Genomic DNA, 23,281 nt, shown 5'->3' on the forward strand with positions numbered 1-23,281 from the left:
TCACAAATCCATGTTTTTTTATTTTCTTATTCAAACAAAGAATTTTCTAAAAAATGAAGCTACACTAAAAACATCACAGATACAGGAGGAGACAGATATGATCATAGGGGTTCCAAAAGAGATAAAAAACAATGAAAACCGCGTCGCACTAACACCCGGAGGCGTTTCTCAGCTCATTTCAAACGGCCACCGAGTGCTGGTTGAAACAGGCGCGGGCCTTGGAAGCGGATTTGAAAATGAAGCCTATGTGTCAGCAGGAGCGGAAATCATTGCTGATCCGAAACAGGTATGGGACGCCGAAATGGTCATGAAGGTAAAAGAACCGCTGCCGAAAGAATATGTCTACTTCCGCAAAGGACTTGTGCTGTTTACGTACCTCCATTTAGCGGCTGAGCCTCAGCTTGCACAAGCGTTGAAGGATAAAGGGGTCACGGCCATCGCCTATGAAACGGTTAGCGACGGCCGGACATTGCCGCTTCTGACGCCAATGTCAGAGGTTGCAGGCCGAATGGCAGCACAAATCGGAGCCCAATTCTTAGAGAAGCCTAAAGGCGGAAAAGGCATTCTGCTTGCCGGAGTGCCAGGCGTTTCCCGCGGAAAAGTAACGATTATCGGAGGAGGCGTTGTCGGCACAAACGCGGCGAAAATGGCTGTCGGCCTCGGTGCGGACGTGACCATCATCGACTTAAACGCAGACCGCCTGCGCCAGCTTGACGACATTTTCGGCCATCAGATTAAAACGTTAATTTCTAATCCGGTCAATATTGCAGATGCTGTGGCAGAAGCGGATCTTCTCATTTGCGCGGTCTTGATTCCGGGAGCTAAAGCTCCGACTCTTGTCACAGAGGAAATGGTAAAACAAATGAACCCTGGTTCAGTAATTGTCGATGTGGCGATCGACCAGGGCGGCATCGTGGAAACTGTCGACCATATTACTACACATGATCAGCCGACGTATGAAAAACACGGCGTTGTCCATTACGCTGTGGCGAACATGCCGGGCGCTGTCCCTCGTACATCAACAATCGCCCTGACTAATGTTACTGTTCCATACGCGCTGCAAATCGCTAACAAAGGGGCTGCAAAAGCGCTCACAGACAATGCGGCACTGAGAGCCGGCTTAAACACAGCAAACGGACACGTGACCTATGAGGCTGTGGCAAAGGATTTAGGATATGAGTATGTTCCTGCCGAAAAAGCTTTACAGGATGAGTCGTCTGTGGCGGGTGCTTAATTGACAATGAGCTTGCAGAAAGATTTCTGCAGGCTTTTTTTATCTTTTCAAAGGAAAAAAGAAACCATTTCACGAACTATGACTATGAAGTTGATCATAAAGGAGGATTCATATGGCTGTTCAGCAATATGGGGTGTTAAAAGGCATTGTCTTAGACATGAAGCGTGAAACCGATGATGACAGTCCTCATTTCCAAGTCAAAGTGCTCGGTGAAGAGAATACGTATTACAGGTGCGCCATCAATGTGATGTCCAGTTCTGAGGAATCTGAAGTATTGTATTTGGCTGACGATCAGTTTGATTCAAGCTCGATTACCATTCTTCCGAACATGCCGTATGGATATACAAAGATCAATGAGGCAAACCGTGAAGTGGCGCTGGATTATGTGCGGGGCAATTTGTTTGACCCGGGGAAAATGAAGCCTTTGCCTCATGAAATCACCGGCCCTGATAATGATTTAAATGATTTTATTGAAACGTATATGAAGAAAGCGAAAGAAGAGAAAGCACCGGTTTATATATTCGGCTCAAAATTTGGGCCGGAACAGGCTGCTGATAAAATATTCGGTTTTACTCCGACCAACGGCATGCACAACATCCATATGAATCAAGGAAACGCAATGGATACCCGCTGGAAAAAAGACAACGGCTCGTGGCATGACGGAGGCATTCTGATTCAATTTGGCGATCAGTGGGCAGCTGTGTTTTTAGCGTTTTTATCCCAATCGTGGTGTACGGATGAAAACGGAAACCCGGTCAGAGATTGTGATCATACCCAAACGTCTGCGTAAGATAGAAAAAGAGACTGCGGCGCGCAGTCTCTTCAGAAGATGGTTGACAAAATCCTAAAGCGTTTTAAAAACCTTTAGGATTTTGTCATCTTTTCAGCGTGATTGAAAACCCTTGAAGTCTAGGAAAGGTGAGCATTGGAGCGGAGCGAATACTAATTCGTGAGCACCAACGCGCAGACTTGACAACGAATGCGAGGGTTTATCGACACGCTGAAGAGACTGCGGCGAGCAGTCTCTTTTTTATGCGATCATACATTTTCAACAGGCTTTAGGCTGTTTGGCCTCATATCGCTCCAATGCGATTGGATATAGTCCAGACAAGCTTCACGCCCTTTTTGCTCATGAACGACTGTCCAGCCGCTCGGTACATCTATAAATCCGGGCCATAGGGAATACTGGCCCTCTTCATTGACCAGCACCAAATATGTGCCATCCGCATTTTCAAAAGGATTTGCCATCTATTGCTTCCCCCTTATTTATTCATCTCTTCCAGTTTGACTGCGAGAACCTTGCCGATGAGAGCAAGCGGCTCCGGCTGACAAAGATCTTTATGACGGCAGTCGATATCAATTTGTTCAATTTGTCCGTGAATATAAGGCTTCCACGAATCAGGTTCAATCGGATCAAACCATTCAGGAATGATTGTTGATCGGAAAAACAAGATATTTCCCCGGAAGGTTTTCGGCTTATATGAGCCTAAAATGCCGACAGAATTAACATACGTATTCTTCAGATTTAAAATGACCGATTCATCCAGGCTCGCAAGCGCGCTGCCGTCACGGCGAAGAATCTCAATCGCCGTTTCAAAATCAAGCGGTTTGTCCCCTAAGCTGTCTGGATCATACCCGCCTAACGCCAGAAGGGCAATAAGCGCTTCCTCATCATCCGGGGCCTCTTTTATAGGAAGGAAGTGGTTCGGATAGGCGTCCAGCATGACCACAAGGGATACTTCTTCTCCTTGATGTTGCAGCTGGGTGGCCATCGCTTGAACGACATTTCCGCCCAGAGACCAGCCTAGCAGATGGTACGGGCCTTTCGGCTGGATTGTTCTGATTTGTTCAATGTAATCGGCAGCCATGTCATCAAGTGTTTTGGGGAGCTCATCCCGCTGTCCGATTCCCCGTGCCTGCAAGCCGTAGATCGGATAATCTGTTCCTATATTTGTCATCAAACCGGCATAGCACCAGCTGAGACCGCCTGCCGGATGCACACAGAATAAAGGAGGCTTGTCTCCGCTTGTTCGGAGCGGCAGCAAAACATCGAGTGCGCTTTGGCTTGAACCCATTTCAAGTCTTTCAGCAAGCCCGGCAACAGTCGGCGCTTCGAATAGGATGCCGATGCTGAGTTCAACGCCGAGCGCTTCACGAATGCGGCTCATCAGCTGAACAGCAAGCAAGGAATGCCCGCCTAAATCAAAGAAACGGTCATCAATGCCGACACGAGGCAAATGAAGCACCTCCATAAACAGGTCACAGAGGATTTCTTCCTGCGGCGTTCTCGGTCCGCGTCCTGTCACTGCCGCTGCAAAATCCGGAGCTGGCAGCGCTTTACGATCAAGCTTTCCATTCGGTGTCAGCGGCAATTCTTTCATCATCACAAAGGCAGAAGGCACCATGTAATCCGGCAGCCTCTCAGCAGCATATTTGCGCAGCTCCGCCGTTTCAAACGTTTCTGAGGAAGAAGGTATGATATAAGCTGCCAACCGTTTATCTCCCGGCTGATCCTCACGAACGATCACTGCCGCATCTTCAAGCTGCGGATGCTGAACAAGCGCGGCTTCAATTTCTCCCAATTCAATCCGGAAGCCTCGAATTTTCACTTGGTGATCGGCACGGCCGACATAGTCAAGAGAGCCGTCAGCGCGAAGGCGGGCCACATCCCCAGTGCGGTACATCCGGGTGCCTGGAGGACCGAACGGATCAGCTATGAAGCGTTCTGCTGTCAATCCAGCCCGGCCTAAATAGCCCCGTGCCAACCCCGCTCCCGATACATACAGCTCTCCGGCAACACCCGGCGGAACCGGCTGCAGGCGCTCATCCAGCACATAAACACCAAGATCGGGAATGCCGCAGCCGATCAAGCTGTTTGCCCGTAAAGCTGCAATGCTTCGGTCTAATTCGATATAGCTCACATGCACGGTTGTTTCTGTAATACCGTACATATTGATCAGCTGCGGTCTATTTTCAGGGTGGCGGTTATACCAATCCTCTAGACGGCTGAGTTCAAGCGCTTCCCCGCCAAAAATGACATAGCGCAGGCTGAGCGCCTGTCCGAGATCCGGCTGCTCCCGTTCCGCTTGCATCAACTGATAGAAAGCGGACGGTGTCTGATTCAGAACGGTCACACCCTCTTTTACCAGCAGGCGCAGAAACGCTTCTGGCGATCTGCTGACGTGATGAGGCACGATGACAAGACGTCCGCCATGCAGCAGAGGACCCCAAATCTCCCACACTGAAAAGTCAAACGCATAGGAATGAAACATAGTCCAGATATCGTCTGAGCTGAAATGGAACCAGTGATCAGTCGCTGCAAATAAACGCGTTACGTTTTGGTGAGGAATCATCACACCTTTTGGAACGCCTGTTGAGCCTGATGTATAAATGACATACGCCGTATTCAAAGGAGAAAGCGGCTGAATCCGATCCGTATTATCCGGATTATCAGCTGGGTATGTGTTTAGTTTCTTTTCCAGTTCGAGATCATCCAGCACAATTTTCGGCACGTTTTCCGCTGGAGGAATGCTTTCTGCAGCTTTTGTGTTCGTCATGATAAACGCAGGCTGCGCATCTTTCAGCATAAAAGCGATTCGGTCAGCCGGATAGTCCGGATCGAGAGGCAGATAAGCCGCGCCGGCTTTCAGCACCGCCAATAGCCCGACAGCCATTTCCAATGACCGAGGAAGTGCCAAGGCCACAAATTGCTCCGGTCCGACGCCTTCACTGATCAGCATTCGGGCAAGCCGATTTGCTCTTTCATTCAGCTCTGCATAGCTCAGTGACTGATCTTCATAAACAACGGCAATGGCATCAGGACTTAAAGCAGCCTGCTTCTCAAACTGCTCCGGCAAACATGCGTGCGGAATCTTATCAGATACACTTTGCCAATCTGCCGCTATGCTCATGCGTTCCTCCGATGCAAGAATGTCCAGATTTCCGATTTGCTGGTCAGGATCAGACTCGGCAGCCTCCAGCAGGCGCATCAGACGGTCAGCAAGAGCCTGAGCAGTTTCCCGCTTGAAAAGATCAGTGCTGTACTCAAGCAATCCTTCCAATCCGTTTGGAGTACCGTCAGCAAGACGGTTTTCACTCATTTCCAGCGTCAGATCAAACTTGGCGGAACCAACGCTGTGGATCCGCAGGCTGCTTTCCATGTCAGGAAGATGAAGTTCAGCGTCGGGTGTGTTTTGGAACGCGAGCATGATTTGGAATAAAGGATGCGTCGCACGCGAGCGAGCCGGATTCAGCACCTCTACGAGTCTCTCAAACGGCAGATCCTGATTTTCATAGGCTGCCAGATTCACTTCCCGCACTCGGTCAAGAAGTTCACGGAAGCTTGGGTCACCGGACGTATCGGTTCTGAGCACCAATGTATTGATAAACAGACCCACAAGATCGCCTAGCGCATCATCATTCCGCCCCGCGATCGGACTGCCGATCGGAATATCAGTTCCCGCTCCAAGTCTTGTCAATAAAGCGGCGAGACCGGATTGAAGGACCATAAACAGGCTTACCCTATTTGCGCGAGCCAGCTCCTGTAATCGCTTGTGAAGCTCAGGCTCAATGCGGAAATGAATCGTACCCCCATCATGACTCGGTTCAGCCGGACGTGAATAATCGGTCGGCAGTTCAAGCTGATCAGGCAGATTCTTCAAGGTTTCTTTCCAGAAAGCAAGCTGTCCGGCAATCAAACTATTTGGATCATCACCGCTTCCAAGCAGTTCCTGCTGCCAAAGCGCATAGTCTGCATACTGCACAGCAAGAGACGCCCATTCGGGAGCTCCTCCGTGACTGCGAGCCGCATAAGCCGCCCCAAGGTCGCGGGTCAGCGGCGTCAATGACCAGCCGTCCCCGACAATATGATGTACGAGGAGAAGCAGCACGTACTCATCAGGACCGATGATAAATAGCTCGGCACGAAAAGCGGGTTCAGCTGCCAGATCAAAGCTGTAGCGCACAGCTTCAGCAAGCCGTTCAGAAAGCTCCTTTTCAGCAATTTCAGTAACATGTAAATCAGGCCGTGCTTGATCAGCGTCTAAAATATGCTGATATGACGTCCCCTGTGTTTCCGGGAAGATCGTCCGAAGGCTTTCATGGCGGCAAACGAGATCATAAAGTGCCGTTTGCAGCACTCCTTGGTCCAGTTCACCCGACAGACGGACAGCAACCGGAATATTATAAGTAGGGCTCGGCCCTTCAAGACAATGGAGAAACCATAACCGGCGCTGAGCAAAAGAAAGCGGAATCCTTTCAGGACGCTCAGCTCTCTGCAAGGCGGGACGTGCACTCTGTGCCTGATCAAGATGGGCAGCGAGTCCGGCTACTGTCGGTTCGTCAAAGAGCTTGGCGATACCGAGTTCGGCTCCCATTACCTCGCGAATGCGGCTCATCAGACGGGCTGCAAGAAGAGAGTGACCGCCCAGCTCGAAGAAACTGTCATCGATGCCGACGCGTGCCAAACCGAGAACCTCGGCAAACAGGTCACACAATATCTCTTCCTGAGGAGTCCGCGGCCCCCGTTCGCTGACAGAAGTGCTAAAATCAGGTGCCGGCAGTGCTTTTCGATCGAGCTTTCCATTAGGTGTTAATGGCAGTTCGTCCATCTCTACAAATGCCGCAGGCACCATATAATCAGGAAGATCGGCACCCACATAACGGCGAAGCTCGGCAATATCAATAGCTGAAGCAGTGACTATATATGCCACCAATCGTTTGTCTCCCGGCTGATCTTCCCGAACGACTACCGCGGCTTGTTCAATGTCAGGATGCTTGGCAAGCACGGCATCAATTTCTCCAAGTTCAATTCGGAATCCGCGAATTTTGATTTGATGATCCGCCCGCCCGATATAATCCAAAGACCCATCAGCGCGCCAGCGGGCCTGGTCTCCTGTTCGATACATCCGGGTCCCCGGCGGTCCGTATGGATCTGCAACAAAACGCTCAGCCGTTAAATCAGGACGGCGGAAATAACCTCTAGCCAAGCCGGTTCCTGCGATATAAAGCTCTCCGACAACTCCCGGCGGCACCGGCTGCAAACCGTGATCAAGCACATACACCTGCGTATTCCAAATCGGTTTGCCAATCGGCGGAACGCCCTTCAGCCCTTCTTCAAGAAAAGCTGCTGCAGACCAAATCGTTGTTTCAGTCGGACCGTATAAATTCGTGACTGGACAATGAAGCTCATGAAGCGCCTGCAAAAGACCGCTCGGCAGCGCCTCTCCTCCGACAAGCACTCTGAGCCCCCGAAGTTTCTCAGCTTCATTCGTGACCAAAGCATGCCATAATGTCGGTGTCGCCTGCATGATATTGATATCGAAATATTCAATCATTTGAGCTAATGCCTGTGGCTCACGGATCGTTTCTTTCTTGGCGATCACGATTTGCGCCCCGCTGATCAGCGGAAGATATAACTCCAATGCTGAAATATCAAAAGCGACAGTCGTAACAGCCAACAGCCTATCTTCTTCTCCCAGAGAAAATGTCTCCTGCATGGACAGCAGAAAATTGCTTAAGCTTTTTAGTGTAACAACGACACCCTTCGGCCTTCCCGTTGATCCCGAGGTATAAATGATATACGCAGGATGGGCTAGAGAAACCGATACATTCGGATTGTCAGGCGAATAGCGTTTTACAACCTCCTGTGTAACAGCCTGATCAAGCACAAGCTGCGGTACTGCCAGATTATCAGGAAGACGGGCTGCTATTTCCATAGTCGTTATGATGCATGATGGATTTGCATCCTCGAGCATGTAAGAAATTCGGTCGCCCGGAAACTCCGGATCAAGCGGAAGATACGCCGCACCAGTTTTTAATACAGCAAGCATCGAAACCACCATCTCTGGAGAACGCGGCAGCGCCAAAGCGACAAATTGCTCCGGACCAAGCCCTTTTTCGATCAACAAATGCGCGAGGCGGTTTGCCTTTTCATTCAGCTCTTGATAGTTTACTTGAACGTCATCACATATGAGAGCGATACGTTCAGGCGTAAGGATTGCCTGCTTCTCAAACATGTCCTGAAGGCTGAGCAGGTTCTCAGCCTTTGCTGTCTCATTCCATTCACGAATGACTTGTTCTTTCTCCTGTGGCAACAGAAGCTCCATTTGCCCAATCAGCATGTCCTCCCCGGCTGAAGCCGTTTGCAGCAGCTGTAAGATCCGCTGCTGATGAAGCTTAATATCAGACTCGCTGTATACCTCAGGATTCGCGTCTACATCAATTCGCAGCCCACTGCCATCCGTTCTGTCATATACATTGATTGATAGATCATCAACAGGACCGGCTGAAAGATTATGCGTTGTGCCCCGGGCCCCGGCAAAGTCGAGACCATAATCAAACGGCATGAGATTGATTTGAGGGCCAAATAATCTATGGTTTTCTCCTATCAATTTCAGATCGCGTCGAAGCTCTTCATGGCGATACTTATGATGACGCCGAATACTGCGGATTTCCCGGGAAATTTGCTGAATAAGTTCAGAAAAGCTCATCGAAGAGCTTACAGACAGCCGGAGTGGGAGAAGGTTCATTACCATGGCCGGCACATTCAGTGATGCTGACCCTATTCGTCCCATCATGGGCAGACCGAGCACAACATCCTCAGACCCTGTTATGCGGTGTACATAAACAGCTGACACCGCAATCACGACTTCATGCCAGCTTCCTGAGAAATAGCGTGCCGATTCTTTTAGCGCGCTCACATCAGATAGTGGCAGATACGCCGTCTGACGAAGAAAACTGTTGGATGTTCTTGGCGCCCTGTCTGCCAAACTCACAACTTCAGGTCCATCAGCAAAACGATCCAGCCAGAATTGGCGATCCTTCTCATACTGTTCTGATGTGCGATAATCTGTATCCTCCTCCAAAATAGCCTGTAGCGATCCAAAGGGACGCGCTGTAGCTGATTGTCCTTTCATAAGTGCGGCATACGTACTTGCCACACGCTGGGCAATCAGGGAAAAACCGAAGCCGTCAATCGCAATATGGTGAATGCGCTGATACCAAAAGAAACGATCAGGACCGGCTATAAACAGAGCTTCATTGAACAAAGGGTCATATCCTAAATCGACCGGCTTTGCCAAATCTGCCTTCATCCAGTTTAACGCTGTTTTTTCCGGATCAGGCTCAGAGCTGACATCAATGACGTGCAGCTGTACATCCGGAGACGGGTTTATCATCTGCCAAGGCCCGTCCATATTTTCACCGAAGCGGACATGCAGCGATTCCGCTTCCTTTATCACATGCCGCAAAGCTTCTTCAAAAAGAGCAATATTGATTGGTCCATTGATTTCTATATATTCCGCTGTATTGTAGATTGGATTGTCCGGATCAAGCTGCTGAGCAAACCATATGCCGGTTTGCGCTCCGGTCAAAGAATATTGAAGGTCTTTTGTATCAGGCATCCGTTTGTTTACCCTCCTTTTATAAATAATCCGCGTTTGGAAGCACTTGCTGGCTGCGTGTTGTGAGCAGCTTCTGCCATTCTTCGATCGTCGGGCGTTCAGCCAGTTCTACGAATGTCACCTCGGCTCCTTCACGTCGCCATTGTTCTACCAATGTCATGATCCTTACCGAATCAAGCCCCCGGTCGAGCAAATCCTCTTGATCTGTAATATCTTCAGGTGTTTCTTGAAGAAGCTCAGCAATTTGTTTACGGATATTTTCACATGTAAACACTTCTTTGCCGGTGTTTGCTGACGTTTTTTGAGTGTCTGCCGGCGCATTCTTCAGCTGATCAAGAAGACTGTCAGTCATCACGGTAAATGCACAGCGCCCAGCCGCATAGTCAAGCGCCATTTGATGTTTTTCTAATGAAAAATCAGCAACTGCATCTCCCACAAAAAATGCTTCGATATCCTCCATAAATGCTTCACATGCTGTAACGAGACAGCCGATATGAGCGTAAATTCCGGAAATGATCAGCTGATCGCGTCCCTCTTTGCGCATAATCTCAAGCAAATTCGTTCTCTTAAACGCGCTGTATCGCCATTTTGTCAGCACGAGATCATCATCATCCGGTGCCAGCTCGGTTATAATTTTCTCCTCATAAGGGCCGCTGTTTAATCCCGGGCCCCAAAAGTCTGTCAGCAGCGCCCGGTCAGCCGGATTTTGGCTTCCCGGCTGTGCGGTGTAGACAACAGGTATCCCAAGCTGGGCACATTGATCCTTCAGCTTGCGTATATTGGCCGAAAGCTCTGTTACCGGAGAGGCTCCCGCTGTAAAGGCATCGACAAAATAGTTTTGCATATCGTGGATTAACAGAACTGCCCGATTTGGATCAGGCACCCATGAAACTTTGTTTTGCGGCATATCAGACGCTGTCGGCATTTGATACGGCTGAATGGCAGGTATAGCCATTTAGAACACTTCCTCTCAAATTGTTGTTTGTGTTATTTTTTTGATCCTGCAAGAAGCTTCTCGGCAATGGCTTCACGAAGCGCTTTTTTGCTGACTTTGCCGACCCCTGTCTGCGGGAAGGAATCGACAAATTCAATCCGGTCAGGGATTTTGTATGCCGCCAGTCCGCGCTCTCTCAAAAACGCTTTGAGTTCTGAAGCTTTTGGGGCTTCATCCCGGGGAATAATGAACACACAAGATCTTTCGCCAAGAAATTGGTCAGGCATGGAGACCATTGCGGCATCATGGACAGCCGGATGCGCCAGCAGATGATTTTCCACTTCTTCAGCAGCGACTTTTTCGCCACCGCGGTTAATTTGATCCTTCGCCCGGCCTTCAACGACAATATAGCCGTCTGATGTCAGCCTGACGATATCACCCGTGCGGTAAAAACCGTCCTCGGTAAAGGAAGCGGCATTATGCTCATCTGCCTTATAGTAACCCCGAATTGTATACGGTCCCCGTGTCAGCAAGTGCCCTGTTTCACCAGGTTTCACGTCGCGATTCTGATCATCCCAAACACGCACTTCATCGTATGGAGACATCGGTTTTCCTTGGGTGTTGACAATGACGTCCTCAGGGTCATCCAGTCTCGTATAATTGACGAGACCTTCAGCCATTCCGAACACCTGCTGCAGCGTGCAGCCGAAAACAGCTTTCACCTTGCGAGCAGCTTCAGCACTGAACTTGGCGCCGCCGACCTGCAGCACTTGAAGGCTGGATAGATCGTCATGGCGTGAGGAAGCCGCATCCATCCATACCATCGCAAGTGGCGGAACAAGAGCGGTGATCGTGACTTGTTCCCGTTCAATCAAAGGAAATGCATCATCAGGACTTGGAGAAGGCGATAACACCACTCTTCCTCCGGCGTATAAAACGCCGAGAACCCCAGGCGAGCTCAGCGGATAATTGTGCGCCATCGGCAATGCCGCCAAATACACCGTGCTGTGGTCGAGCCAGCAGACCTCCACACTCCGCTTCAGACTGTAAATGTAGTCATCATGAGTCCTCGGAATCAGTTTCGATAGCCCGGTGCTCCCTCCGGAAAGCTGGAGGAACGCCACATCTGAAGACTTGACTTCAGGCAGTTTTACAGGTTCTGTATGCAAAGCCTCCAGCTCCAAAAATTCCTCTGCCTCACCTGCGACAATAACGTGTTTCAAAGACGGCAGCTTGCTTTGAACCTGTCTGGCGAGTGAACGGTAGTCAAAACCGGAGTAAGAGTCGGGAATGATATAAGCTTCCGCTTCCGCAAACTCGCAAAAATATGTAATTTCACTGCTTCGATGTGAAGGCAGTGCGAAGACTGGGAGCGCTCCCAGACGAAAGAGCGCGAAAATGACTTCAAAAAACTCCGCGATATTCGGCAGCTGTACCACGACACGATCCATCTGTTGAATGCCGAGCTTCTGAAAGCCGGCAGCCAGACGATCAACCCTTGTGTCAAGCTCTTGATAGCTCCAATGGGTGTTTCCGCATGTAATTGCGATGCGATCGCCATGTTTGGCAGCACGGTCTCTTAACAAATCTCCAAACGTCTCGCCGGCCCAGCAGCCGTTTTTCCGATATGTCTCAGCTAACTCTTCAGGCCAAGGAGTAAATCCATTCAGCATGTTGTATCCCTCCAGCAATTCATTCTGATCATATGTGATTCACACCCATTGCCCGCAGCATTGTCCGAAACTTCGCGGATGTCTCCTGAAGCTCGTCCTCTGGTTTTGATCCGGCAACAACACCGGCTCCTGCATACAGGCGGAGTGAGCGCTCTTCTGCCTCTGCGCAGCGGATCGTCACGATCCATTCTCCGTCACCCGCATCGTCACACCAGCCGACCATACCGGTAAAGAAACCGCGGTCAAACGGTTCAATACTGAGAATCGCTTCCCTTGCAAGATCCGTCGGTGTTCCGCAGACGGCCGGAGTCGGGTGGAGCGCGGCTGCCAATTCCAGTGCGGTCACGGACGGATCGGAAAGCTCTCCCTTAATCACACTGGACAGATGCCACATCGTCTCCGTTTTGATCAATGAAGGCTTCTCCGGAACATCCAGCGTCCGGCAGAAAGGACGCAGCGCTGCCGCAACCGCGTCAGCCACAACCGCATGCTCATGGAGATCCTTAGCGGAAGAAAGCAATTCAGCCGCACGGCGCTGGTCTTCAGCAGGATCATCACTGCGAGGCCTTGAGCCGGCTAATGGATTGGAAACAACCTGGGTTCCCATTCTTGAAACGAGAAGCTCCGGACTTGCACCGAGCAATGTTCGATGGGAGGATGTTTCCGCTTGACCGGACACTTCCGCTGCAAACGTGTAGCCGTGTGTGTTATGCCGCGCCAGATGATGAAGAAGTTCATTTGTCTGAATCGGTTCAGACGATGTTAAGTGCAGCGATCTGGACAGGACAATCTTGCTGAGTGTCCCATCGGCTATGTGTGCCAGTCCTTGTTCCACACCATTTTTATAATCCTCTGGTGCAGGAACAGGCTCTATGTGGTATGTATTCGCCGGCTGCTGTTCCTTCTCCGCGTGATCAAATTGGAGCGGTCCCGACCAGCGCACTTCTTCAGGAACAACGAGCCGAGCTGCTTTTACATGATCAAAAGGAACGGCTCCGACAACAAGCGGACGGCTTTGCCCCGATTGCTTCGCTTGACGCAGCGTATCTGCAATACGGCCGGAAAGCGTTTCTATTTGGTTTTGCCCCTCTGCCTCCGGTACGATTGCACGTATGCCTTTCGCTAACAGTACGCGATGAGGAGAAGCTAAGAAAAAAGCTCCCGGCTGATACTCGTGAAGCAATTGCTCCGCTTTTGTTTCCGATAAAACGTTTTGTTCCAACATTTTCATGAACCTCCTTTAAAAATGAGTTATACGCCTAAGGTCGCGCCGCCATCCACGCATAAATTATGCATCGTAATATGCCCTGCCTGGCCAGAAACCATAAAGAGCACGGCATTCGCAATATCCGAAGGCTGAGCCAGTTTTTTTAGCGGAATTCCTGTCTTAAATGTCTCAAGTGATCCTTTTATGACTTGCTCCGCTCCGTTTTCATCGGCCCATAATGACCACTGCATGTCTGTTTCCGTTGATCCGGGAGACACAATATTACAGCGAATATTATATTCTGCAAGCTCAAGTCCAAGACATTTCGTAAACATCACAGCCGCAGCCTTTGAAGAGGCATATGCCGCCATAGATGTCCTCGGCACACCCGCGGCATTTGATCCGACTGTCACAATCGAACCTGATCTCCGGTCCATCATATATTTGCTGACTGAACGCGAGGCGTTAAATACGCCGGTCGAATTCACTGAGAACGTAGCCTCCCATTCCTCATCACTGAGAGAATGGATTAGTCCCGGGCGAAGGACACCCGCTACATTCACCAAAATCTCAATCGGCCCCATTTCACGCTCGATGCGCGCCGTAATCTCGTCAACCTCCGCGCTGTCTCTTACATCCGCGGCAAAGGCTTCCGCATGGCAGCCTTCCGCTTTGAGGCTGCTCACGACTTTTTCCAGTTTTTCAGGATTATAATCAACTGCCGCAATGTGTGCGCCTTGGCCGGCTAGTGTTTGCGCAACAGCTTCGCCGATCCCTTGGGCAGCTCCTGTTATAAAAGCAACTTTGCCCTTTAATCCCATTGCATTCATGTCATCAATTCCTTTCTTCGCTTCAGATGCCGAATGGACACCCAGGGAAAAAGACTCATGCGCCTTGAACAGAAAAGCGCAATTTAATGATAATGATTATCATTATCAATTATAAAAATAATCATATCCAAATGTCATGTGACAGTCAAATATAATTTCAGTGACGAATATTTTATTTTTAGAAGCAAGGCTGAGAATGTCTCAGCCCATTGAAATATGCGGTCCGTCAGGGTGAAGCGCAAAACGCAGCGCCCGGCTGACCAAAACAGGAAGAACCGAAATATGTCCTTCTCCTGAAAACTCGCAAAATTCTGCCCGAATGCCTTGTCCAGATAAAACGGCCAGCCGCTCGTAAAGCTCCCTTGCATTATCGTTCATCCGGCTTTTATGATGCTGCTCAAATTCTCCTGCGGCAAGCAGGATATTGATAGGCTGATTGTTCTTCTTGACGCGGGATGCGAAATGGTCCGCTTTCTCAAGAATAAACGATTTATTCCAATGAATGGACGGACTTCCCGCAACGTACGTTTGAAACGCATCCGGCTTTGATAACAGCACCTGCAGCACGAACAGTCCGCCAAGCGAGTGGCCAAAGATCGTTTGCCTGTTTCTGTCAATCTGGTAATCTCGTTCTATCTCCGCTTTCAGATCCTCCTCAATAAATCTGAAAAAGTCCTCCGCTCCCCCATGCTCAGGCCATTCTCTTCCGTCGGGCCTTTCCGGCAGCTTCGATTGAGCTGTGGGCATTGTAAAATCCCGGTGGCGCGCCGAGGAGAACGGTTCTGCTGTCTCATAGCCGATGCCGACGATGACAGCAGGAATCACCCCGGTTTTTTCAGGACGGCGCCCTTGGACTCGGACGGCTTCCGTCATCGTTCCGAAGACAGAATTGGCATCCAGCAGATAAATGACAGGATAACCAGCGGGCGGCGGCGGTGTACTCGGTTTCGAGATGAAAATTTGATAAGCACGGTTTTCATTGCGTGAAGACATCATACGCACTTCCGTACCAGGAATGGTAAATGCGTTTTGTGTCCCGCCTTTCACCCGGTCAGTTGTATTCTCATTCATGCAGTACGACATTCCTCTCCTTAAACTAAACCGCAATGTATGATAATGATTTTCACTATCAACTAGACACCTCAAATAATAGGTTTTCTTCCAAAGAAAGTCAACTTTTTCCTTAATAAAAAAGGCACCTTTATCAAATAAGGTACCTGAAGACTATCGATATGGAAATGAAAACCGGTAAAAGCAGCAGATAGTCCTATTCAAAATAGAACCTTAATCCCATGTAAACCTTTGATTTTGCCAAGGGTCTCCTCTCATGTGATAGCCATTCTGCTCCCAAAAGCCGGGGTGATTTTCTTTCGTAAATTGGATGCCGCGCAGCCACTTGGCGCTTTTCCAAAAATACAGATGCGGAAACACGCCCCGCAGCGGGAAGCCGTGTTCAGGCGTTAAAGGCTCGCCATGATGCGCATAAGCCAAAAGTGAGGTTTCAGCCAAAAAATCATCAAGCGCCAGATTGGTCGTCCAGCCCTCTTCCGCATGTAAAATGACGTAGCCCGCTTCTTCTTTTACACCCGCTTTTTCCGCTATATCACGTGCCCGCACGCCTTGCCACACATTATCAAGCCTTGACCATCCAGTGACGCAATGGATGTCATTTTTCGATTCGTACTGAGGAAAGGCTTTGACATCTTCAAAGCTTAGCAGCATCGGATGGTCAACCAATCCGTATACTTGAAGATTCCATTTGGCCATATCCTCGTAATACGGTACATTTCCCGTATGAAGCACAGGAAATGAGGTTGTGACGTTTTGGTTTGGCGGGACTCTCCCAGATTGATTGGATTGTTTTGTTTTTCCGAAATACATACAGAACCCTCCTTTTTGTTAACCATATTTTAATTTATGTTGACAATATTTCCGTTCTTTATTACTCTATGATTGTGTATGTAAACCTAAGGGGGAACAACAATGAAACAACATAAACTTCGTGCGGGAGATATGGCGCTGATCGGCATGTTCGCCGCACTTATGGCTGTCGGCGCCAACATTACATCAGTGGCACCCTTTTTACAAGTAGCCGGCATTCCGCTGTCAATGCAGCCGTTTTTTTGTCTTTTGGCGGCCTTGCTGCTCGGCAGCAGACGAGCAGCGATTGCCATGGTCGTCTATGCGCTTGTCGGATTGGCCGGAGCGCCTGTGTTTGCTAAGTTTTCCGCGGGCTTCGCGCCGTTTGCCGGTCAAAGCGGCGGATTTATTCTCTCATACATCCCGGCGGCTTTTGCAGCTGGATGGTTTTTAGAACGCAAACTCCAGCCAAGCAAAGTCCGATTCCTCGTTGCTTCACTAATCGGAACGGCGATCATGTATATCATCGGCACAACCTATATGTATCTTGCACTGAAGCTCTGGATTCATACTCCAGTGAGCTACGGCACGACTTGGGGATATATGACTTGGTTTATGGTAAAAGACACGGCGCTGGCTGTGGTTCTGGCAGTTATCGCACCTGCAATCTACCGTTCTATTCATAAAGCAACCGGCTTTAACAGCAATCACATATCATCCACATAAAAACCGTTCTATTGGACGGTTTTTTTATCATAACGAGAAAAGGCTCCCCAGTAAAGGGAAGCCTTTTTCCTATAAAACAAGCGCTGCAATCCAGCCAAAGATGATAAGCGGAATATTATAAAATATAAATGTCGGCACACAAGTATCCCAAATGTGGTGATGCTGGCCGTCCGCGCTTAATCCTGAAGTCGGCCCAAGTGTACTGTCGCTGGCAGGTGAACCGGCATCGCCAAGCGCAGCAGCCGCTCCGATAATCGCGACCGTTGCCATCGGGCTAAAACCGAGCTGCATACATAGAGGCACAAAAATGGTTGTGATGACTGGAATCGTCGCAAAAGAAGATCCGATTCCCATTGTAATCAACAAGCCGACAATGAGCATCAGCAATGCGCCCAACGACTGACTGTGTCCGATAAAGCCAGCTGATGTTTTGACCAGTGCCTCGACATCTCCGGTTTTGGTCAATACATTTGAAAATCCGGCTGCAACAAGCATGACAAAGCCGATAAAGGCCATTAAGACCATTCCGTCAGTTATCAGCGAGTCCGCCTCATCACGCTTCATCACACCGCTGACAAACAGAATAATCAGGCCCGCCAGCGCCCCCATAATCATCCCTTCTACTCCCAAGGTCTGAGATAAGTAGAGCTGAACGCCGAGTGACACGACAATGGCAAGCACCGCGATAGCCAGGCTTTTTTTCGTATATGGAGAAGCGTTCGCACCAGATATTTCTTTTGTTTCGTATGTTTTCGGCTTACGGAATACGATGATTGATAAAATCAGACCTGCAACCATACCCGCAACCGGAATCATTAAGGCGTAAGGAATATCACCGAGAGATACGTTTAATCCGGCATCTGCCATATTATCCTTGAGCATGCCCTGAAAGATTTGGCCGAAACCGACCGGCAGCAAAATATAAGGAGCCGTTAATCCGAATGTGATCACACACGCAATCAGACGGCGGTCCATTTCAAGTTCATTAAAGATTTTCAAAAGCGGCGGAATCAGCACCGGGATAAATGCGATGTGAACCGGAACAACGTTTTGCGAGAAACAAGATACGATTAAAATAATCAGCACAATCAGCACTTTGGACAGTGCTTTTTTGCGAGAATCTTCTTTATTTCCGATTAATTTAACAGAGGCTTCCACCATGGCGTCCGGAAGACCCGTTTTCGTTAAAGCCGCAGCAAACGCGCCAAGCATGGCGTAGCTGACTGCAACGGTGGCATTTCCGCCGAGTCCGTCAGTAAAGGCTTTAACCGTTTCGCCAAGACCGAGCCCGCCTGTTAACCCGCCGGCCAAGGCGCCTAAGATTAATGCGATAACAATATTGACACGCAGCAGGCTTAAAACAAGCATAAGCAGCACTGCGATAACGACTGCATTCATGATACCCCTCCAAAAAATCCTTTAGTTTGCTAATGTAGTAGATAAATAAAGTACGAACGTATCGTATCATAATCGATATACTTTAGTCAACTAAAGATTTTGGAAGAAAAAATCCCCGCCGCATACTGCGGCGGGGATTTATCATGACTGGCTTTTATCTTCTTCCAATGCAAATCGCTCCGCCAGCGTGGCCAGTGTTCTGGCCATCACGCCGGTGGCTCCGGACGGGCCGAAGCAAGTTGCTTTATTTGAAGTCGCCGTGCCCGCAATATCTAGATGAACCCAAGGCGTTGCTTCAGCAAATTCACCAAGAAACGTGCCTGCCATAATCGCATGTCCTTCACGTCCCGGCGAATTGCTGAGGTCCGCCATTTGGCTGCTTTTCACACGTTTTTTATCCTTCTCTGTTATCGGCAGCTGCCAGATCGCCTCGCCGCACTCCCCCGCTGCATCGACTACCTGCTCATAAAAGCGTTGATCATTTGTCATAGCGCCGGTCGTTTCTGTTCCTAATGCCACCACGACGCCGCCGGTAAGTGTAGCCACATCAACAAGCACTGACGCGCCATGCTGTTTCGCGTATGTAATGCCATCGGCAAGCACCAGTCTTCCTTCAGCATCCGTATTGAGGATTTCAATTGTTTTTCCGCTTAATGACACGATGACATCATCAGGCTTCATCGCCCCGCCGGAGATCATATTATCGGTTGACGGTATAACGGCCAGCACATTTTGCTCTGGACGAAGCTCTCCGATCGTTTCCATTGCGCCAAGAACCGCAGCCGCTCCTCCCATATCAGATTTCATGCCGACAATTCCAGATTTCGTTTTAATGGAGTAGCCGCCTGTATCAAAGGTAATCCCTTTTCCGACAAGTCCGACGACGTCTTCCCAATCCTTTTTGCCCTGATACTTCAGCACAATCATCTTCGGCGGTTCGTCAGAGCCTTGGTTTACCGCAAGTATTCCTCCCATGCCGAGCTCTTCCATTTCTGATTTCTCCAATATTTCACACTCAAAATCATATTTCGCTGCAAGCTCCTCTGCATAAGAAGCAAGGTCGGTCGCTGTCAGCATGTTTCCTGGCATATTCACAAGCGTTCTAGCCGAATTTACCCCTTGACCGTATGCCTGGCCGACGCGAAGTCCCGCCTGCACTTCTTGTGTGTCTTCATCTGTGACGGCATACACGGCCTCAATTTGTTTGTCCGGCTCATTTGATTTGTGTTTATAATCCTGCACCTCATAGGAAGCAAGCAGGCAGCTCTCAGCTAAAGCATGAGCGGCATCGGCTGCTGGCACGTCTTCCGACATAAACGTGTCAAGCAGGACAGCGGCTTCTTGTTTTCGGTCTTTATGAATGGCTTGAAAAACATGAGCAAAACATTCCTTCGCCTGTTCAAACGAATAATTTGCCTCTCTCCCCAAGCCAACGAAATAAATCCGTTTCATACCCGCAGAAGATGTAGGGAATACTTTTGATACTTGATTCGGTTTCGAAGAGACATCACCATCTTTCAACAGCTGTGTCAGATGGCCTTCCAGCATTTCATCAATTTCCATTGCTTTGCCTGTCAGCCGGCTTTTTTGAAAAAGCCCGACCACAAGGGTATCTGTATGCTCTAGTTGCTGAACCGCATAAAACATGAGGCTTACACTCCTTACGTAATGGGTATTTGTAATGAACAATGGTATAATAGGAAAAACATTCTTTCCATTACACTTATTTTATCAAACAACAGTCTAAGACTTGCTTTTTTCTTTTGAAACACGAAAGATTTTTCAAATAGAAAGGATGTCGCCTATGGAACTTTTAACGAATTTTCCTTTATTATCAAGCCTGGCCGCGATTATTTTTGCTCAGGTCGTCAAAGTGCCCATCCAGTTTATCGTATCCAGAAAACTGGACTGGTCGCTGGTCACAAGTACGGGCGGCATGCCGAGCTCTCACTCCGCAGCGGTCACTGCGCTTTCTACAGGCGTAGCCTTGGAGCACGGATTAGGCTCCTCTCTCTTTGCGGTTTCCGCCATTTTCGCCGTCATTACCATGTTTGACGCAACCGGCGTCAGACGTCACGCCGGTGAACAGGCAACAGTTCTCAATAAGCTTGTCATTGATTTTAACCGCTTCGTAAATGAAGCAAAGGACTTCCCGAAAGCCGAAGATAAAGAAAAGCAAAAAAAGCTGAAGGAGCTTCTCGGGCACCAGCCAATCGAGGTCTTTTTCGGAGGGTTAACAGGTATTTTACTGACATTGATACTTGCTTACTTTTTTATGTAAAAACGCTCCAGCCGTGGCTGGAGCGTTTTATTCTTTCACAGTTTTATATTGATTTCTGAACACCTGCAACGATTTTGTTTCATTGAGCTTCTCAAGCTCATCTTCGGTGACCTTTCCCGTTCCCTTTTTAATCACATATACATCAAGGGTTTTTTTGCCCCATTCATTGTACACATCTTTGACGGTTTCGAAGTACAGATCAAGGCGGTTTCCCTTAATAGCTGATCCTGTGTCGGCCACAACTCCGAGACCGTAATTCGGGATGAATAAAATCGTCCCGATCGGAAAAACGGACGGGTCAGCGGCAACCGTGGAGTATAAATCCCGTTTCACTTTCACGCCTGAATATGTAAGCCCGTATAATGGATCGCCAGGCTTCTTTCCCGTCGATTCAGCTCCTGCTGTGTAGCCTGTTGCTGTTACTTTTTGGACCGGATACTCGTCCCAGTCAAATGCTTCCTCTAACGGTTTTGTTTTATCCTTAGCCGCGGACATGGTTTGTGTTTTTTTCTGCTGCAATGCTTTTAATGTCAGTCCTGCATGCTTCAAGTGCTTTTCTTGATGTTCCTGCACCCATTTTGACAAGTCCTTCGCTTCAATTCCTGACACTGATAAAAATGTCGTGCCAAATGCAAGCAGAAATAAACAGGTCATCAGCAAACGTCTGATCATATTCAACATCATTCACCTCTCCTCCGAATCATTGTTCCCAATTGGAGAGAGCAATATTCAAAATGGTGAATGAGCAGAAAGCACAAAAAAAGCTTTCTTTAGAAGAAAGCGGCATTTAAAACATTTGATATCCTCTTTTTCTGAGCATATTGATCGCTACACCGGACACGATCGCACCAGCCAAACCGCTAGCTAAAATCAGCACATCGGCAGCTGCTAATGACACGATACGATGAAACAGGCCGGCAAAGGATTCTCCCGGCGACTGGACATAGCTGATCAGCTTTTCCTTGCTGATAATGAAAAGGCATACAACCGGATAAATCACAGCCATTATCCAAGACATTCTCAGCAGCATGTTTAATAAGAAACCGATTCCAAAAAACAAGACAAAAAACAAAACAATTGAGATGATTACGACTGGCAGACTAATCAACCTATCCCACCCCCTGCGTTGTTTTTAGTGTAACGCGGGGGCTGAAATAAAGTCAACGGCTGGAAAAAGAATGACTGTCTTTTCCTGTCCCCTGACATGACGGACAAGTCTCTGAACCGCCGAGGATCAATTGAAAATACCCTTTCCCTGAGCAAAATGGGCATGCATGTGAAGCGGTTGTCGTTGCAGTTTTCATCTGATCATCACCCTTTTTTCTTAATTTTCTGATAATATATCACATCCAGCTGTCAACAATAAAGTCAGATCATGTGACAAATCTTTTGATGTAAGCGGAAACATACTTATTTTCCTCTCGTTCTCTTTTTATTTTGGCGTTTTTTAATAAAAAAACCCGCGGAGAGCGGGTTTTTAGAAAAACTTAAACTTGCCTTTTTTCAGCGTCAGTCCGAGTCCGCCAATCAAAAACAGCGAGCGGTTATCGATGACTTTTTTCATAAACGAAGCCGGAGTGCCTTTCAGCTTTCTGCCATAAACGACTCCAACCGCGTTATGCTCGCCAAGAGATGCCACCGTTCCCTTAATGTCCGGCTTAAATTGCTCAAGCTCTCCGCCTTTAATGAGCTTGCCAAGGTTCTTAGCAACCGTGATCCCCTGCTGCATCGCAATTTGCGCAGTCGGCGGATACGGGCGCTCAGTATCTTCATTCATAAACAGTGAGCTGTCGCCGAGAATGAAGACGTTGTCATGTCCGGGTGCGCGAAGATCAGGATTGACTTTGACTCGGCCGCGCATATTTTCAAAACCGGCTTCCTCCACAATCGGATGGCCGCGGACACCTGCCGCCCATACAACGGTTTGCGATTTGATCTGCTCAGGTTCTTCATCTTTTTTCCCGACTCTGACTCCTTCCGGTGTACATTCTTGTACTGCCGTGCCGATCTTAAACTCAACTCCGTTTTCCTCAAGATAATGAACCGCATAATCGACAAGCTCAGGATCAAACCCCGGCAAAACGGTCGGCGCTGCTTCCACACAAACGATGCGGACAAGGCTTCTGTCAATGTCATACTCCTTACAGAGCTCAGGCACGCGGGCTGCCAGCTCGCCGAGAAATTCGATTCCCGTGAACCCGGCTCCGCCTACAACGATTGTTAACCTGTCCGGCCGCTTTTCCGCTTCCGTATTGTAAGTCGCAAACTGCAGTTCAATATGTTCCCGCAGCAGGCGTGACGTGTTGATATTGGCGATCGGAAACGCATATTCTTTCAAGCCTTTAATGCCGAACGTTTCAGGCACGGCTCCGAGCCCGATGACTAAATAATCGTATTGCAGCTCTCCATTCGCAAGCACAACTTTTTTCTCATCAATGTTGATCGCCTTTACGGTATCCTGTACAAAATTGACCCGCGACTGGTTGATTACATCTTTTATCTGATAACGGCAGCGGTCATGGTGGAGCGTTCCCGCGCTCGCTTCATGCATCCATGTCGTTTCATAATGATAATTGTGTTTATTCACAAGCGTAATATCAGCATCATTCGGCCCGACAAACTTTGTCAGCCTTGTTACCGTCATCAATCCGCCATATCCTGCACCTAAAATCACGATTTTGGGCTTATTCAATGCCATCACATCCACCTTCTCTTTTTTTGCTTTTGTTAGACGCG

18 protein-coding genes are annotated in these 23,281 nt (G+C 48.8%); 4 read left to right on the top strand and 14 right to left on the bottom strand.

What is annotated here, in order from left to right:
* Positions 1–97: 97 nt before the first annotated feature.
* Both ald and EFK13_RS16380 read left to right on the top strand, forming a co-directional pair.
* On the top strand, positions 98–1,234 hold the full coding sequence (ald, locus tag EFK13_RS16375; RefSeq protein WP_129507704.1) for an alanine dehydrogenase: 1,137 nt from the start codon (positions 98–100) through the stop codon (positions 1,232–1,234).
* Between the two features lie 112 nt (positions 1,235–1,346).
* Positions 1,347–2,024 (top strand): YukJ family protein, encoded by a 678-nt coding sequence (locus EFK13_RS16380; RefSeq protein ID WP_129507703.1) that lies wholly within the window; start codon positions 1,347–1,349, stop codon positions 2,022–2,024.
* A 248-nt stretch (positions 2,025–2,272) separates the two neighbouring features.
* Here the strand turns inward: EFK13_RS16380 and EFK13_RS16385 are convergent, their stop codons facing one another.
* From EFK13_RS16385 to EFK13_RS16420, 8 genes are all read right to left on the bottom strand, one after another.
* Positions 2,273–2,482 (bottom strand): MbtH family protein, encoded by a 210-nt coding sequence (locus tag EFK13_RS16385; RefSeq protein WP_129507702.1) that lies wholly within the window; start codon positions 2,480–2,482, stop codon positions 2,273–2,275.
* A gap of 14 nt (positions 2,483–2,496) precedes the next feature.
* A complete protein-coding gene (locus tag EFK13_RS16390; protein ID WP_129507701.1) occupies positions 2,497–9,636 on the bottom strand; it encodes an amino acid adenylation domain-containing protein in 7,140 nt (2,379 codons plus the stop codon).
* 19 nt (positions 9,637–9,655) lie between these two features.
* Entirely contained in the window at positions 9,656–10,591 is a 936-nt protein-coding gene (locus EFK13_RS16395) for an isochorismatase (protein WP_129507700.1), read from the bottom strand.
* Positions 10,592–10,623: 32 nt separating this feature from the next.
* Complete coding sequence (locus EFK13_RS16400; protein ID WP_129507699.1) at positions 10,624–12,243, bottom strand: (2,3-dihydroxybenzoyl)adenylate synthase; 1,620 nt, start codon at positions 12,241–12,243, stop codon at positions 10,624–10,626.
* 28 nt (positions 12,244–12,271) lie between these two features.
* Entirely contained in the window at positions 12,272–13,468 is a 1,197-nt protein-coding gene (dhbC, locus tag EFK13_RS16405; protein ID WP_129507698.1) for an isochorismate synthase DhbC, read from the bottom strand.
* A 26-nt stretch (positions 13,469–13,494) separates the two neighbouring features.
* Positions 13,495–14,280 carry a 2,3-dihydro-2,3-dihydroxybenzoate dehydrogenase gene (locus tag EFK13_RS16410; protein ID WP_129507697.1) on the bottom strand — a complete coding sequence of 262 codons (786 nt, stop codon included), beginning with the start codon at positions 14,278–14,280 and terminating at the stop codon, positions 13,495–13,497.
* A gap of 201 nt (positions 14,281–14,481) precedes the next feature.
* Positions 14,482–15,351, bottom strand: a complete 870-nt coding sequence (besA, locus tag EFK13_RS16415) for a ferri-bacillibactin esterase BesA (RefSeq protein ID WP_129507696.1) — start codon at positions 15,349–15,351, stop codon at positions 14,482–14,484.
* 213 nt (positions 15,352–15,564) lie between these two features.
* The gene (locus EFK13_RS16420) at positions 15,565–16,161 is read right to left on the bottom strand and encodes a sulfite oxidase-like oxidoreductase (RefSeq protein WP_129507695.1); all 597 of its coding nucleotides are present in this window, start codon (positions 16,159–16,161) and stop codon (positions 15,565–15,567) included.
* 102 nt (positions 16,162–16,263) lie between these two features.
* Between EFK13_RS16420 and EFK13_RS16425 the strand changes: the two genes are divergently transcribed.
* The gene (locus EFK13_RS16425; RefSeq protein WP_129507694.1) at positions 16,264–16,866 is read left to right on the top strand and encodes a biotin transporter BioY; all 603 of its coding nucleotides are present in this window, start codon (positions 16,264–16,266) and stop codon (positions 16,864–16,866) included.
* A 69-nt stretch (positions 16,867–16,935) separates the two neighbouring features.
* Here the strand turns inward: EFK13_RS16425 and EFK13_RS16430 are convergent, their stop codons facing one another.
* Positions 16,936–18,264 carry a Na+/H+ antiporter family protein gene (locus tag EFK13_RS16430; protein ID WP_129507693.1) on the bottom strand — a complete coding sequence of 443 codons (1,329 nt, stop codon included), beginning with the start codon at positions 18,262–18,264 and terminating at the stop codon, positions 16,936–16,938.
* 141 nt (positions 18,265–18,405) lie between these two features.
* The gene (locus EFK13_RS16435) at positions 18,406–19,911 is read right to left on the bottom strand and encodes a leucyl aminopeptidase (protein WP_129507692.1); all 1,506 of its coding nucleotides are present in this window, start codon (positions 19,909–19,911) and stop codon (positions 18,406–18,408) included.
* 157 nt (positions 19,912–20,068) lie between these two features.
* Between EFK13_RS16435 and EFK13_RS16440 the strand changes: the two genes are divergently transcribed.
* Positions 20,069–20,545, top strand: coding sequence for a divergent PAP2 family protein (locus tag EFK13_RS16440; protein WP_129507691.1), 477 nt, complete (start codon positions 20,069–20,071; stop codon positions 20,543–20,545).
* A gap of 27 nt (positions 20,546–20,572) precedes the next feature.
* Here EFK13_RS16440 and spsC read toward each other — a convergent pair whose 3' ends face one another.
* From spsC to EFK13_RS16460, 4 genes are all read right to left on the bottom strand, one after another.
* Positions 20,573–21,229 carry a stationary phase survival protein SpsC gene (gene spsC, locus EFK13_RS16445; RefSeq protein WP_129507690.1) on the bottom strand — a complete coding sequence of 219 codons (657 nt, stop codon included), beginning with the start codon at positions 21,227–21,229 and terminating at the stop codon, positions 20,573–20,575.
* 103 nt (positions 21,230–21,332) lie between these two features.
* Entirely contained in the window at positions 21,333–21,653 is a 321-nt protein-coding gene (locus EFK13_RS16450; protein ID WP_075749047.1) for a YuiB family protein, read from the bottom strand.
* A gap of 52 nt (positions 21,654–21,705) precedes the next feature.
* Positions 21,706–21,849: a YuiA family protein gene (locus EFK13_RS16455; RefSeq protein ID WP_003243733.1), complete on the bottom strand. Its 144-nt coding sequence runs from the start codon at positions 21,847–21,849 to the stop codon at positions 21,706–21,708.
* A 173-nt stretch (positions 21,850–22,022) separates the two neighbouring features.
* Positions 22,023–23,243: an NAD(P)/FAD-dependent oxidoreductase gene (locus EFK13_RS16460; protein ID WP_129507689.1), complete on the bottom strand. Its 1,221-nt coding sequence runs from the start codon at positions 23,241–23,243 to the stop codon at positions 22,023–22,025.
* Positions 23,244–23,281 lie beyond the last annotated feature (38 nt).

It is taken from the genome of Bacillus cabrialesii, assembly GCF_004124315.2.
GTDB lineage: Bacteria > Bacillota > Bacilli > Bacillales > Bacillaceae > Bacillus > Bacillus cabrialesii.

What these genes read in the sequence shown, in the direction of transcription:
- ald (WP_129507704.1), top strand. Translation starts at nt 98, where the DNA reads ATGATCATAGGGGTTCCAAAAGAGATAAAAAACAATGAAAACCGCGTC.
- EFK13_RS16380 (WP_129507703.1), top strand. Translation starts at nt 1,347, where the DNA reads ATGGCTGTTCAGCAATATGGGGTGTTAAAAGGCATTGTCTTAGACATG.
- EFK13_RS16385 (WP_129507702.1), bottom strand. Translation starts at nt 2,482, where the DNA reads ATGGCAAATCCTTTTGAAAATGCGGATGGCACATATTTGGTGCTGGTC.
- EFK13_RS16390 (WP_129507701.1), bottom strand. Translation starts at nt 9,636, where the DNA reads ATGCCTGATACAAAAGACCTTCAATATTCTTTGACCGGAGCGCAAACC.
- EFK13_RS16395 (WP_129507700.1), bottom strand. Translation starts at nt 10,591, where the DNA reads ATGGCTATACCTGCCATTCAGCCGTATCAAATGCCGACAGCGTCTGAT.
- EFK13_RS16400 (WP_129507699.1), bottom strand. Translation starts at nt 12,243, where the DNA reads ATGCTGAATGGATTTACTCCTTGGCCTGAAGAGTTAGCTGAGACATAT.
- dhbC (WP_129507698.1), bottom strand. Translation starts at nt 13,468, where the DNA reads ATGTTGGAACAAAACGTTTTATCGGAAACAAAAGCGGAGCAATTGCTT.
- EFK13_RS16410 (WP_129507697.1), bottom strand. Translation starts at nt 14,280, where the DNA reads ATGAATGCAATGGGATTAAAGGGCAAAGTTGCTTTTATAACAGGAGCT.
- besA (WP_129507696.1), bottom strand. Translation starts at nt 15,351, where the DNA reads ATGAATGAGAATACAACTGACCGGGTGAAAGGCGGGACACAAAACGCA.
- EFK13_RS16420 (WP_129507695.1), bottom strand. Translation starts at nt 16,161, where the DNA reads ATGTATTTCGGAAAAACAAAACAATCCAATCAATCTGGGAGAGTCCCG.
- EFK13_RS16425 (WP_129507694.1), top strand. Translation starts at nt 16,264, where the DNA reads ATGAAACAACATAAACTTCGTGCGGGAGATATGGCGCTGATCGGCATG.
- EFK13_RS16430 (WP_129507693.1), bottom strand. Translation starts at nt 18,264, where the DNA reads ATGAATGCAGTCGTTATCGCAGTGCTGCTTATGCTTGTTTTAAGCCTG.
- EFK13_RS16435 (WP_129507692.1), bottom strand. Translation starts at nt 19,911, where the DNA reads ATGTTTTATGCGGTTCAGCAACTAGAGCATACAGATACCCTTGTGGTC.
- EFK13_RS16440 (WP_129507691.1), top strand. Translation starts at nt 20,069, where the DNA reads ATGGAACTTTTAACGAATTTTCCTTTATTATCAAGCCTGGCCGCGATT.
- spsC (WP_129507690.1), bottom strand. Translation starts at nt 21,229, where the DNA reads ATGATGTTGAATATGATCAGACGTTTGCTGATGACCTGTTTATTTCTG.
- EFK13_RS16455 (WP_003243733.1), bottom strand. Translation starts at nt 21,849, where the DNA reads ATGAAAACTGCAACGACAACCGCTTCACATGCATGCCCATTTTGCTCA.
- EFK13_RS16460 (WP_129507689.1), bottom strand. Translation starts at nt 23,243, where the DNA reads ATGGCATTGAATAAGCCCAAAATCGTGATTTTAGGTGCAGGATATGGC.